The following is a 13,302-nucleotide window of genomic DNA, read 5'->3' as shown; positions in this document are numbered from 1 at the left end:
TCGTTAAGATGGGATAAAGTGTGAAAAAATATTACAACAATTTTGCTTTAGAACGATCTTCTTTTCCAAATGTCGCTGTTCATGTTGGTATGGAAAGTGTCCAACCCCACATTTTTAAGGGTTTATCCATCTAACCCTAAAGTGTCTACCCCTTTAGGGTAGTTTAATTTCGTAATTGATTTACATCATATTTTCATTTTCTTTCATAATTAACAATGCGCTCAGATAAGAACCTAACCCTTAGGAAGTATTATGAGCAAGTTGAAGCTAGTGATTGTCGGTAACGGGATGGTCGGCCACCGTTATATCGAAGATCTGGTTGATAAAACGGATGTTTCTCAGTACGACATCACCGTATTTTGTGAAGAACCACGCGTCGCGTACGATCGTGTTCACCTTTCTTCATACTTTTCACATCACACCGCAGATGAACTTTCGCTGGTTAAAACGGGCTTTTATGAAAAGCACGCGATCAAAGTGCTGCTAGGTGAACGCGCGATCAATATCAACCGTGAAAAACAAACGGTGTATTCGAGTTCGGGCCGTGAAATTCAATACGATAAGCTGATTCTTGCGACAGGTTCTTACCCATTTGTTCCACCAATCAAAGGTAATGAGAGCAAAGATTGTTTCGTTTACCGCACCATCGAAGATCTTAAAGCTATCGAGCTCTGCGCGAAGAAGAGTAAAAGCGGTGTAGTGATTGGCGGTGGTTTGCTTGGTTTGGAAGCGGCGGGTGCACTAAAAGCCCTTGGTATGGAAACACACGTGGTCGAGTTTGCCCCTAAACTGATGGCTGAACAGCTTGATCAAGCGGGTGGTGACCAACTTCGTCAAAAAATCGAACGTATGGGCGTGAAAGTTCATACCAGCAAAAACACCTTGGAAATCGCAGCAGAAGGTAAACAAGCACGCAATGTGATGCGCTTTGCCGATGGCACTGAGCTTGAGACTGACTTCATCGTGTTCTCTGCGGGTATCCGTCCTCAAGACAAACTGGCTCGCCAAATGGGCCTTGGTATCGCACCTCGTGGTGGTATTGAAATTAACGACCACTGTCAAACCACAGACAACAATATCTACGCCATTGGTGAATGTGCGTCATGGAATAAGATGTTCTACGGGCTGGTTGCGCCGGGTTACAAAATGGCGACAGTTGCCGTGGATCACCTACTCGGCAACATTGACAGCAAGTTTGAAGGGGCGGATATGTCTGCCAAGCTCAAACTGCTGGGTGTCAAAGTAGGCTCGATTGGCGACGCTAATGGTCGCACTCCTGGTTGTAAGAGCTACGTTTATCAAAACGAAGAGCTTGAAGTCTACAAGCGTTTGATCGTTTCAGCAGACAACAAGAAATTACTCGGCGCAGTAATGGTAGGTGACACGTCGGATTACGGTGACTTACTGCAACTGATGTTGAATGAAATTGAGCTGCCACAGCATCCAGATACCTTGATCCTGCCGGCGCACGCTGGTGCTGAGAAGCCAAAACTCGGCGCAGATTCATTACCAGATTCTGCGGTGATCTGTTCGTGTTTCGATGTGACTAAAGGCAAAATCGCGCAAGCGGTGGCTGACGGTCATCACACCATCGGCGATATCAAAGCGGTTACCGGTGCAGGCACTGGCTGTGGTGGTTGTATTCCACTGGTTACTTCGGTACTAAACGCTGAGCTTGCAAAAGCGGGTGTTGAAGTGAAAAGCGATATCTGTGAACACTTCGCGTACTCTCGCCAAGAGCTGTTCCACCTTATTCGTATCGAAGAGATCAAAACCTTCGACGAACTGTTGGCAAAACACGGCAAAGGCTATGGCTGTGAAGTGTGTAAGCCAGCAGTGGGTTCAATTTTGGCGTCATGCTGGGGTGAGCACATCCTGAAGCCTCAGTTAGTGAAGTTGCACGACACCAACGACAACTTCCTCGGCAACATGCAAAAAGACGGCACTTATTCTGTGATCCCACGTATGGCAGGTGGTGAAGTGACACCGCAAGCACTGAAAGTATTGGCGGAAGTCGCGGCTGAGTACAACCTCTACACCAAAGTAACGGGTGCTCAGCGTATTGGTCTGTTTGGTGCACAAAAAGACGATCTTCCAGCCATCTGGAAAAAACTGATTGCCGCTGGCTATGAGACTGGCCAAGCGTATGCCAAAGCACTGCGCATGGCGAAGACCTGTGTGGGTTCAACCTGGTGTCGTTACGGTGTTCAGGATTCGGTAGGTCTTGGCGTGTTTATCGAGAACCGCTACAAAGGCATCCGCACTCCGCACAAGATGAAATTTGGTGTGTCAGGCTGTACGCGTGAATGTGCTGAAGCGCAGGGTAAAGACCTCGGCATTATCGCCACAGACGCAGGCTGGAACATGTACGTGTGTGGTAATGGCGGTATGAAGCCTCGCCACGCTGATTTGCTGGCTAGCGACTTAGACCAAGAAACGCTGATCAAATACATCGACCGTTTCATGATGTTCTACATCCGCACTTCTGCGCCACTGCAGCGCACCTCTGTGTGGCTAGGCAACATGGAAGGGGGGGTGGACTACCTACGCCAAGTGATTGTTGAAGACAAATTAGGCATCAATGAACAGTTGGAAGCGGACATCGCGAAATTGGTGGAAGCGTATCGCTGTGAATGGAATGAAACCATTAACGATGAAGCTCAGCTAACACGCTTTGCGCACTTTATTAACTCAGACAAGCGTGATGAAAACGTTGTGTTTGTTTCAGAGCGTCAACAACATCGCCCAGCAACGTTTGCAGAGAAACACCCAGAGTTGAAAGGTGACATCTTGCACGTAGCGGTAACGGAATAATAGGAGAAGCAAACATGGCTTTTGAACAAGTATGCGACATTAACGACATTATTCCAGGTACGGGTGTTTGTGCCTTGGTCAATGGGCAGCAAATTGCGCTGTTTAGACCAAGTGAAGAAGAGCAGGTATTTGCTATCAGTAACATGGACCCATTTGCGCGCTCAAACGTGTTATCTCGCGGTTTGATCGCCGAGCACAAAGGCGAGCTTTGGGTTGCGAGTCCACTGAAAAAGCAGCGCTTTAACTTGGCAACGGGTGCGTGTATGGAAGATGAACGTTTTAACATCAAAGCATACCAAGCGCGCGTCAATAACGGCATTGTCGAAATCTCTGCTTAACTAAGCGTTAGGTAAGCTGGTAAGAGATTCAATAGCACAAAGGTTTCTTGTTCCCTTAACGGATTTTTGTAGGGAAAAGACGAAAATGAACAGGAAGCCTTTCTCTATTCAATCTTTCACTTTTAATTTTAACTTTTATAAAGGGACGCATTATGTCTGACTTAAGACCTGCAGAGTTCGTACAAACCATGATTGATGTTGGTGAAGCGAAAGTAAAAACTTCGACGCGTGATTTGTTACTGCGCGGTATGATGGCAGGTATCATTCTGTCGTTGGCGGTTGTGGTGGCGATTACCACCATTACGCAAACAGGCATTGGCATCGTGGGCGCGTTAGTGTTCCCTGTGGGTTTTTGTATCCTCAGCCTAATGGGTTACGACTTGGTGACAGGTGTTTTTGGTCTTGCACCGTTAGCGAAATTTGAAAACCGTCCGGGTATTACTTGGGGCCGTATCTTACGTTGTTGGGGCCTTGTTGGTCTGGGCAACTTAATTGGTTCACTGCTTGTGGCGTTTTTAATTGCGCTTTCGCTAACCATGAACTTCAGTGTTGAACCAAATGCGGTTGGTCAAACCTTTATTAAGGCAGCGACTGCTCGTACAGTCGGTTTTGAAAACCTAGGTGCTGACGGCTGGATCACCTGTTTCGTGCGCGGTATTCTGTGTAACTTGATGGTGTGTCTAGGCGTGATTGGTAACCTGTCTGCGCGTACCGTTGCAGGCAAGATTGCGGCAATGTGGCTACCTATCTTTATCTTCTTTGCGTTGGTTTTCGAACACGCGGTGGTGAACATGTTCCTATTCCCGCTAGGTATGATGCTGGGTGCGGATTTTGGTATCGCGACTTGGTTGAACTTTAACCTGATCCCAACCATTCTTGGTAACATCGTAGGCGGCTTGCTGTTCACTTGTATTCCTCTGTACCTGACTCATGCGAAAACAGCACCAGCGATTGATGTGACTGAAAAGCAAACTGAAATCAATGCAGAACCTGCGCTGAGCATCAAATAAACCATATCGCCCTGAGGTGTTCCCTCAGGGCGACGATTCAACTGATTCAACACTGAGAAAATCGCCAACACAGCAACCACCATTCACTCGTTTTGCTGATAAAAAGTAAACATTTCCCTCACAGAGAGGCGCAGAGTGGTACTCTTTATCATCAAATTTATTCAATAGGCTCAACCATGACGCTAACTTCTTTATCCTCATTGCAAAATCAAGGTTTTGTTTCTCTTGTCGGCGCGGGCCCTGGCGATCCGGATTTGCTCACGGTCAAGGGCTACCGAGTGATTCAACAAGCGGAAGTGGTGGTATACGACCGTTTGGTTTCACCGGAAATTCTCGCGTTAGCCAACGAAAAGGCGGAAATGATCTACGTGGGTAAGAAGCTTGATTTTCATTGTGTTCCGCAAGAAGAGATCAACCAAATTCTGGTGAGAAAAGCGTTGGAAGGCAAACGCGTGGTTCGCTTGAAAGGGGGCGACTCGTTCATCTTCGGTCGTGGTGGGGAAGAGCTTGAAGAGTTAGCGGAACATGGTGTGCGTTTTGAAGTGGTGCCGGGCATCACCGCGGCGGCGGGGGCAACGGCCTATGCTGGTATTCCGCTTACCCACAGAGATCACGCGCAAAGCGTGCAGTTTATTACTGGGCACATTCAAAAAGATGGCAAAGAGATAGAGTGGCCATCATTGGCGCAGGCCAACAACACTTTGGTGTTTTATATGGGGTTAAAGCAGTGCCGCTATATCGCGGAGAAATTGCTTGAAAACGGGTTGGATGCGTCAACGTCGTGCGCGATTATTGAAAATGGCACCCGTCGCGAACAGCGCGTATTGACGGGCAGCCTGACACAACTCCCTGAATTGGCCACTCAAGCAATCAGTCCCGCTTTGATCGTGGTTGGCAGCGTGACCTCGCTGCATGACAAACTCAAGTGGTTTAATTAGCTCTTTGGGCCATAAGTGGTCATCGCTGTGGCCAGTTGAAATCCCAACCTACAGATGGCTTTTGGCTAGTCATCTGTTTGGGATGCTTCTACCTTTGACTAAGAATCTACCCCTACCAATTGTCTTCGGGTAAACGAAGGCGCTTCGTTGTCATCTGTTACTCGGTGAGACTCCTCAAAGAGCGACAGCTGTGCCTGTATATTAAGCCAAACAGCCTCACTAATGCGGATCCTCAGCACCGCTTCAACCCCTGCTAGCAAGGTTTTAATGACGACACACCGCTCTGTTTAGCGTCATGCTGCTGACAATATTGTTCGTTGTTTTCAGATATTTTCTTGAACAAAGTCATAACCGAGTCTAGCTTTTTAACATAAACATAACAAAAGCATATGTCGTTTAGATTCGACTTTATCAATCTCAACGTTGGCGCGGTGAGTCAGAGGAGACAGCTTTTGAAGAAACGATTTCTCACACTGATGGGGCTGTTTGACCTGATGCTAGTCGGCTTCGGTGCGCCAGCCATTGCATCGCAAACAGACTTCAATATGACCCAAGGGGTCACACAGATCAGTCAGCAGGTGTATGAGTTGCACATGCTGATTTTTTATATCTGCTGTGCCATAGCACTGATTGTGTTTGGGGCCATGTTCTATGCCATTTTTAAACACCGAAAATCGAAAGGGGCCGTCGCTGCGCATTTTCATGAAAGCACCAAAGTGGAAGTGATATGGACGGTGATTCCGATTTTGATCCTCATCGCGATGGCGATTCCAGCCACCAAAACGTTGGTGGCGATGGAGGACACATCTCAATCTGATCTGACGGTTAAAATTACCGGTTCTCAGTGGAAATGGCACTACAGCTATTTCGGGGAAGACGTTGAGTTCTTCAGTTTACTGGCGACCTCGCAAAAGCAGATTGATGGTCTTGAAGTTAAAGGGGCCAATTATTTGTTGGAAGTGGATAATCCTCTGGTCATTCCCATCAATCGTAAGATCCGTTTTCTTCTCACTTCTGATGATGTCATTCATTCGTGGTGGGTGCCCGACTTTGCGGTGAAGAAAGATACTATCCCCGGTTTCATCAATGAAGCATGGACGCGCATCGACCAGCCCGGGGTATACCGTGGCCAGTGTGCTGAGTTGTGTGGTCGAGCACATGGATTTATGCCCGTGGTGGTGCATGCCATGAAGGAGAACGATTTTGAACAATGGCTTGCCAATAAGAAAACCGAGTTAGCCGAAGCGAAGCAAGCGGCAGCATCGGCACTAACGCAAACACTCTCGCTGGATGAGTTGATGGCTCAAGGTGAAGCGATTTACAGCGCGCGATGCGCGGTTTGCCATCAAGCCAATGGCATGGGGATCCCCGGAGCCTTTCCCGCCATTAAAGGCAGTGCGATTGCCACTGGGGATCGCGACAAGCACATCGACATTGTTCTTAATGGTAAAGCTGGAACCGCAATGCAAGCTTTTGCCAATCAGCTTTCTGAGCAAGAGATTGCTTCGGTGGTCACGTATCAACGCAATGCCTTTGGTAATGACACAGGTGATGCGGTGCAAGCGGCTGACGTCAACGCCCATAAAGCGCAGAGTCGCGGGGAGGGACAATGAGTCAATTTGAAAAACCGGTCAAATCTGCGTCGGCAGAAAGTGAACTGTCTAGTGCTGTGGCAGTGGAAAGCGATACTCATGAACATCATCAACCTTCTGGCATAGGCCGTTGGATCTACTCCACCAATCACAAAGACATTGGCACGCTCTACCTTTGGTTTAGCTTCATCATGTTTTTAACCGGTGGTGCGATGGCGATGGTTATTCGCGCGGAACTCTTTCAACCAGGTTTGCAATTGGTGGATCCGCAATTCTTTAATCAAATGACCACAGTTCACGGTTTGGTGATGGTGTTTGGTGCGGTCATGCCAGCCTTCACTGGCCTCGCCAACTGGATGATTCCGATGATGATTGGTGCGCCGGATATGGCGTTGCCAAGAATGAATAACTTGAGCTTTTGGATTTTGCCTTTTGCCTTTTTAATCCTCATCGGTTCGCTGTTTTTACCCGGCGGCGGCCCTGATTTTGGTTGGACTTTCTATGCGCCGCTTTCGACCAAGTATGGCCCCGATAGCACGGCACTGTTTGTGTTCTCTGTGCACATTATGGGGATCAGCTCCATCATGGGCGCGATCAATGTGATAGTGACCATCGTTAATATGCGTGCTCCGGGTATGACCTGGTTTAAGCTACCGATGTTCGTTTGGACTTGGTTGATTACGGCATTTTTGTTGATTGCTGTGATGCCCGTGTTGGCAGGGGCTGTGACCATGGTGCTGACAGATAAGTATTTCGGCACCAGTTTCTTTGACGCGGCAGGTGGTGGTGACCCTGTGATGTTCCAACACATCTTTTGGTTCTTCGGCCACCCTGAAGTTTACATCATGATTTTGCCGTCCTTCGGTATTGTCTCCGCCATCATCCCAGCGTTTAGTGGCAAAAAGCTTTTTGGCTATCACTCAATGGTTTACGCCACCTGTAGTATTGCACTGCTCTCGTTTGTGGTGTGGGCACACCATATGTTCACCACTGGCATGCCAGTATTTGCCGAGCTGTTCTTTATGTATTGCACCATGATGATTGCGGTTCCGACTGGGGTTAAAGTGTTTAACTGGGTTGCGACTATGTGGCGCGGCTCGTTGACGTTTGAAACGCCGATGTTGTTTGCGATCGCCTTTATTGTGTTGTTCACCATTGGTGGTTTCTCCGGCCTGATGTTGGCGATTGTTCCAGCGGATTTTCAATATCACGATACCTATTTTGTAGTGGCCCATTTCCACTATGTGCTGGTTTCTGGTGCGGTGTTCTCCATCATGGCGGCGGCCTATTATTGGCTGCCTAAGTGGACGGGGCATATGTACGACCAGCGGCTTAGTTTGTGGCATTTTTGGTGCTCGGTGATTTCGGTCAATATCCTTTTCTTCCCAATGCATTTCCTTGGCTTGGCGGGGATGCCACGACGTATTCCAGACTACGCGATTCAGTTTGCTGATGTGAATCAGATTGTCTCGATTGGCGGATTTGCCTTTGGCTTATCGCAGCTTATCTTCCTCTGGCTGGTGATTAAATGCGTCAAAGGGGGCGACAAAGCCGCAGCCAAACCGTGGGAAAGAGCGGAAGGGTTAGAGTGGACAGTGCCTAGCCCAGCCCCACATCACACCTTCTCGACACCACCCAAAGTGGATTGAGGTGACATGATGACTGGGGGAAGATCGAACCGCGTTCTGACACTTAAGCTGACGATGGCGGCTTTGGCGATGTTTGGTTTCGGTTTTGCGTTGGTGCCTCTGTATGACGTGATGTGCGATGTGCTTGGCATCAATGGTAAAACCGATAATGTTGCCGTGGCGGCTCCGGTAGGGTTGCAAATTGATACCAGCCGAACCATTCGCGTCGAGTTTATGGCGCATGTTTCACCAGATATGCCGTGGAGCTTCAAACCGCAATCGGTTACGCTCAATGTGCATCCGGGAGAAGTAATTCAAACGGCGTATCTGGCGCAAAACCTCAGCCAAGAGATCTTAGTTGGTCAGGCTGTGCCTTCGGTGTCTCCGGGACAGGGTGCGGCATTTTTCAACAAGATTGAGTGTTTTTGTTTTAATCGCCAACCCATTGAAGGAAATCAGTTGGCACAGATGCCGTTGATTTTCTACATCGAACCTGACTTACCCGCCGAAATTCACACATTAACGCTCTCTTACACCTTGTATCGATTACCCGTTGAACAAGCCGACAGAGAGAAACTCGCGCAATTATCTGGACTCAAGGAGGCAACCAATCCACTGCCTCAGGGAGCTGAGCTATGAGTAACAAACATCCGTCATATTATGTTCCTGCCCAAAGCAATTGGCCGATTCTTGGGGCTTTTGCGCTCTTTATGATTGCCGTTGGGGCTGGCATGACCGTTCAGGGAACGCAAATCGAAGGACCCGTGGGGCCAATTGGCAATGTGATTTTAATCGTCGGTTTTGTCACCTTGCTGTATATGCTGGCAGGGTGGTTTAGCAACGTGATCACCGAATCACTCACCGGAAAATACAGCGAGCAGATTGCCCGCTCGTTTCGACAAGGAATGAGTTGGTTTATTTTTTCTGAGGTGATGTTTTTCGGCGCGTTTTTTGGTGCGCTTTTCTACGCAAGAATGGTGGCAGTGCCATGGCTTGGTGGGGCAGACAACAATGCCATGACGCATGAGATTTTGTGGCCAAGCTTTGAAGCCCTTTGGCCTCTGACCACCACACCATCTGGTCAAGAAACACAAGCGATGCCATGGCAAGGGATCCCTTTGGTTAATACCATCATTTTGTTGACCTCATCGATTACCCTGCATTTGGCGCATACCAGCTTAGAGAAAAATCAACGTATGGCGTTGATTGTTTGGTTGGAGATCACCATCGTCCTCGCGGGCTTCTTCCTTTTCTATCAAGTCGAGGAATATGCCCATGCTTATCAGGAAATGGGGCTGACACTGCAATCGGGCATTTATGGCAATACCTTCTTTCTCTTGACGGGTTTTCACGGCATGCATGTGTTCTTAGGTACGACGTTTTTGATCGTGTTACTCGGACGCATCGCCAAAGATCATTTCACGCCGAAAGATCATTTTGCCTTTCAAGCGGGTAGTTGGTATTGGCATTTTGTTGACGTGGTTTGGCTCTGTTTGTTTGTTTTTGTCTACGTTCTGTAATGCAATCAATTTAGTATGGTCTTGGGTTGGGTTCTACCCAACCCGTTGTTAACGCGATCAGCAGAAACAGCACCACCAATGCGGAGAGCATCACTCTGCGCCCCAAATAGTGGCTCATGGATTTCCCATTGGGAGAAGAGTCGGCACGCACCATATGGAATAGGGCTAAACCCAAGTTGGCAATAATGAACAATAGCAGAAGAACCAGTATCAATTTGAATAGAAATATCGGCATAGTGACTCCGAAAGCTGCGTTGATCCGATCGCCCGGCGCCATTGTCGCCGCATTGTTAACTTTGGTCGTATTTACCCTGTTGGTCAAACTGGGTTTATGGCAGCTCTCGCGTGCAGAGGAAAAATCGCAACTTGAAATAGAGTTACAACAGCGTGCTTTGCAAGCACCGCAGCCCTTGCTTGATGTGCTCAATGTGGAACACGAAGCCGCGTTTTCGGTGACGGGAGTGAGAGTGGAAACCAATGTCGCGCCAAGTGCGTTGCCCATTGTGCTGCTCGACAACCAAACGTGGAACGGGAAAGTGGGGTATCTCGCTTATCAGGTGATGACATTGATGGATGAACCGGGAAGTTATCTGTTGGTGGAGCTCGGTTTTGTCGACGGTGGTTTACAACGCCAATCTCTCCCCAAAGTGCAAGGCTTTCGCGAACCTCTGTTTTTAACTGGGAGGTTGTATCAAAAATCCGTTAACCCATTGAGTGACCAACTCCATTTAGAACCGAGTGATCCAATACGAGTGCAAAACATGGTGATAGCGGATCTCAGCAAGCAATTCAACGTCAGTCTCATACCGACATTGTTTCAACCTGATAACCTCACCCATTGGCCCTATCCTCAACCTTGGCAGCCACTGAGCATGGGGAGTCAAAAGCATTTTGCCTATGCGATGCAGTGGTTTGCGATGGCGTTGGTGTTATTGCTGATCTCTTCGATGATTTTTGTTCGCTACCTACGCATTCGCCGCAAGGAGGTGTCGCATGATTTCCACACAAAATAGAGGCCGTTTCATGCTGCTGCTGTTGGTTCTTACCTTTGCTTTGCCGGCCATTGTCGCGAAAGTGGTATTGGAACAACATTGGTATCAATCCGGGGTCTCAAACAAAGGGGAGTTGATAGAACCCTATACCACCTTACAAAGTCTCGGGCAGGTGAATCCATTTCAGGGAAAAGGGTGGCAATTGGCGTACTTGCTGCCCACGTCTTGTGAAGCACTTTGCCAGCAGCAACTGCATCTCTTAGGCCAAAATCATCTCGCTTTGGGCAAATATCAAGAGAGAGTTGAAGCAGTAGTTTGGGCATTTTCTCCAACAACAACTAATCTTAAATATGAGCAGGTTGTGATAACAAAACAGATTGAAAGCGTTTTGAAACCGGGGGATATGGTGATCGTCGATCCACTAGGTCAGTTGGTGATGCGCTACCCACTGAACGCCACCAAGTCACTCATAGAGCAAAATAAAGAAATACTCTCAGATCTGAGGAAGCTGCTTAAACTTTCGCGAGTTGGTTGAAGGGGAGGGAGCCATGAATCTTCATCGGATTATGGTACAAATTGCGTTGGTGTTAACCTCGGTGGTGATACTACTTGGTGCTTACACGCGGCTTTCGGATGCGGGGTTGGGATGCCCTGACTGGCCCGGCTGTTACGGCCATCTCACGGTGCCGAATAGCGCGGCGGAACTGAGCGTTGTGGAGGCTAATTTCCCCGGCATGTTGGTTGAACCAAACAAAGCGTGGCTGGAAATGATTCATCGCTATTTTGCAGGTAGCTTAGGCGTTCTCATTTTCGCCATTACCTTACTCTGTCTGTTTAAAGCCAAAGCTCCGAAGGTGGTGCCAATTGTGCTTTCATTGTTGGTTGTCGCTCAGGCGCTGCTAGGCATGTGGACGGTGACCATGAAACTCATGCCAGTGGTGGTGATGGCGCATTTGCTCGGCGGCTTCTTACTGTTTGTGTTGCTTGCGATTCTCTATTGCCAACTCAAACCAACCGAATTTATGGTGGACTGGCAGTTTGTCGATCCCAGACTCCGGTTTTTCTCATTTTTTGTTATCGCTGTGGTGGCTTTGCAAATCCTTTTAGGCGGATGGACGTCATCCAACTACGCGGCACTAATGTGCAGTGAACTGCCGATTTGTGAAGGGGATTGGGTAAGCTATCTGGATTGGAAGAACGCGTTCGATTTTTGGAATTTAGGCCACCACACCTACGAGTTTGGCGTTTTGGAATATCCAGCCAGAATGACCATTCACGTCACGCATCGTATCGGCGCCATGGTCACGTTTTTCTGTGTGATGACCTACTGCTTTTGGCTCTATCAACAAAGCGAACCTATCGTTCAGCAACTGGCCATTGCGATTGGGTTGGTTTTGCTGGCACAGGTGGGGTTGGGCATCAGTAATGTTCTCTATCAGTTACCACTCTCTGTCGCGGTGGCTCACAACTTAGGTGCCGCATTACTGATTATGTTGGTGAGTGTGAGCAGCTATGTGCTTTGGCAGGAACAGCCGGGTATAGAACTCAATTTCGAGGGATTTAAATATGAGTAAAACGTTATCCGTCGACAAGCCACAAACACGATCTTCATGGAGTACTTACTGGACGCTTACCAAGCCCAAAGTGGTCGCGTTGATGTTATTGACGTCGGTGGTTGGTATGAGCTTGGCACCTCATGAGCACTTTACTTGGCATCAGGCACTGATCGCTTTGGTCGGCATTGCGCTCATGGCGGGATCGGCGGCGGCGTTTAATCATCTGATTGATAGAAGAATCGATGCCAAAATGGCAAGAACGTATCGTCGGCCGCTTCCTAAAGGGGATGTCAGCCCTTTCAATGTGCTGTTGTTCGCGCTTCTCATCGGTTCGTTAGGGTTTCTATCACTAATGCTCTGGGTAAATAGCCTCACTGCCTATCTCACCTTTGCCAGTTTGTTGGGCTATGCGGTGGTTTATACACTCTATTTAAAACGAGCGACCCCTCAAAATATCGTGATTGCAGGTATTGCTGGCGCGATGCCGCCCTTACTAGGCTGGACATCGATAACGGGGGAGTTACATCCTCATGCATGGTTGTTGGTGATGATCATTTTCATTTGGACCCCTCCGCATTTTTGGGCGTTGGCGATTCACAGAAAAGAGGATTATGCCAAGGTGAATATCCCCATGCTGCCAGTGACGCATGGCGTTGAATACACCAAAACGTCGATTCTTCTCTATGCCATTCTGCTGGCGTTGGTTTGTATGCTTCCCGTGTTGGTTGGAATGGCCAGCTATCTCTATTTATTCAGTGCCCTGGTGCTGAATGTCTGTTTTGTTCTGTATGCAATAAAACTCAAGTTTCGAGCCGAAGAGCGCACCGCAATCGAGATGTTTCGTTTCTCTATCTACTTTTTGTTGCTGCTGTTTTGCGCTTTGTTACTCGATCAGCAACTGGCTGGATAAATTA

13 protein-coding genes are annotated in these 13,302 nt (G+C 48.2%); 12 read left to right on the top strand and 1 reads right to left on the bottom strand.

From position 1 onward, the window contains the following. Nucleotides 1-252: 252 nt before the first annotated feature. The 8 genes from nirB (at nucleotide 253) to LZU85_RS04020 (ending at nucleotide 9,840) form a co-directional block, all read left to right on the top strand. The gene (nirB, locus tag LZU85_RS04055) at nucleotides 253-2,814 is read left to right on the top strand and encodes a nitrite reductase large subunit NirB (protein ID WP_237286431.1); all 2,562 of its coding nucleotides are present in this window, start codon (nucleotides 253-255) and stop codon (nucleotides 2,812-2,814) included. 14 nt (nucleotides 2,815-2,828) lie between these two features. Beyond that, nucleotides 2,829-3,152: a nitrite reductase small subunit NirD gene (gene nirD, locus LZU85_RS04050; RefSeq protein WP_011081328.1), complete on the top strand. Its 324-nt coding sequence runs from the start codon at nucleotides 2,829-2,831 to the stop codon at nucleotides 3,150-3,152. 152 nt (nucleotides 3,153-3,304) lie between these two features. After that, on the top strand, nucleotides 3,305-4,162 hold the full coding sequence (locus LZU85_RS04045) for a formate/nitrite transporter family protein (RefSeq protein WP_060533991.1): 858 nt from the start codon (nucleotides 3,305-3,307) through the stop codon (nucleotides 4,160-4,162). Nucleotides 4,163-4,338: 176 nt separating this feature from the next. After that, a complete protein-coding gene (gene cobA, locus LZU85_RS04040) occupies nucleotides 4,339-5,100 on the top strand; it encodes a uroporphyrinogen-III C-methyltransferase (RefSeq protein ID WP_237286430.1) in 762 nt (253 codons plus the stop codon). 476 nt (nucleotides 5,101-5,576) lie between these two features. Then, nucleotides 5,577-6,713: a cytochrome c oxidase subunit II gene (gene coxB, locus LZU85_RS04035; protein WP_474001637.1), complete on the top strand. Its 1,137-nt coding sequence runs from the start codon at nucleotides 5,577-5,579 to the stop codon at nucleotides 6,711-6,713. Further along, complete coding sequence (gene ctaD, locus LZU85_RS04030; protein ID WP_237286429.1) at nucleotides 6,710-8,341, top strand: cytochrome c oxidase subunit I; 1,632 nt, start codon at nucleotides 6,710-6,712, stop codon at nucleotides 8,339-8,341. The genes coxB and ctaD overlap by 4 nt, the downstream gene beginning before the upstream one ends. Before the next feature lie 6 nt (nucleotides 8,342-8,347). Further along, nucleotides 8,348-8,959 carry a cytochrome c oxidase assembly protein gene (locus tag LZU85_RS04025; RefSeq protein WP_225494416.1) on the top strand — a complete coding sequence of 204 codons (612 nt, stop codon included), beginning with the start codon at nucleotides 8,348-8,350 and terminating at the stop codon, nucleotides 8,957-8,959. Continuing rightward, complete coding sequence (locus LZU85_RS04020; protein WP_011081508.1) at nucleotides 8,956-9,840, top strand: cytochrome c oxidase subunit 3; 885 nt, start codon at nucleotides 8,956-8,958, stop codon at nucleotides 9,838-9,840. Before LZU85_RS04025 ends, LZU85_RS04020 begins: the two co-directional genes overlap by 4 nt. A gap of 10 nt (nucleotides 9,841-9,850) precedes the next feature. Here LZU85_RS04020 and LZU85_RS04015 read toward each other — a convergent pair whose 3' ends face one another. After that, a complete protein-coding gene (locus LZU85_RS04015; RefSeq protein ID WP_015728103.1) occupies nucleotides 9,851-10,075 on the bottom strand; it encodes a DUF2909 domain-containing protein in 225 nt (74 codons plus the stop codon). Between LZU85_RS04015 and LZU85_RS04010 the strand changes: the two genes are divergently transcribed. The 4 genes from LZU85_RS04010 to cyoE are packed head-to-tail and all read left to right on the top strand — an operon-like array spanning nucleotide 10,074 to nucleotide 13,298. Continuing rightward, the gene (locus LZU85_RS04010) at nucleotides 10,074-10,853 is read left to right on the top strand and encodes an SURF1 family protein (protein ID WP_419795955.1); all 780 of its coding nucleotides are present in this window, start codon (nucleotides 10,074-10,076) and stop codon (nucleotides 10,851-10,853) included. The two genes, LZU85_RS04015 and LZU85_RS04010, sit on opposite strands and share 2 nt — an antisense overlap. Next, entirely contained in the window at nucleotides 10,834-11,367 is a 534-nt protein-coding gene (locus tag LZU85_RS04005) for a hypothetical protein (protein WP_015728101.1), read from the top strand. The genes LZU85_RS04010 and LZU85_RS04005 overlap by 20 nt, the downstream gene beginning before the upstream one ends. A gap of 13 nt (nucleotides 11,368-11,380) precedes the next feature. Next, on the top strand, nucleotides 11,381-12,406 hold the full coding sequence (locus LZU85_RS04000) for a COX15/CtaA family protein (RefSeq protein WP_237286427.1): 1,026 nt from the start codon (nucleotides 11,381-11,383) through the stop codon (nucleotides 12,404-12,406). Beyond that, nucleotides 12,399-13,298: a heme o synthase gene (gene cyoE / locus LZU85_RS03995; RefSeq protein ID WP_176299554.1), complete on the top strand. Its 900-nt coding sequence runs from the start codon at nucleotides 12,399-12,401 to the stop codon at nucleotides 13,296-13,298. The genes LZU85_RS04000 and cyoE overlap by 8 nt, the downstream gene beginning before the upstream one ends. The last annotated feature ends 4 nt before the right edge of the window (nucleotides 13,299-13,302 follow it).

It is taken from the genome of Vibrio floridensis, assembly GCF_021852965.1.
GTDB lineage: Bacteria > Pseudomonadota > Gammaproteobacteria > Enterobacterales > Vibrionaceae > Vibrio > Vibrio floridensis.
This window is presented reverse-complemented; position numbering and strand designations above follow the sequence as displayed.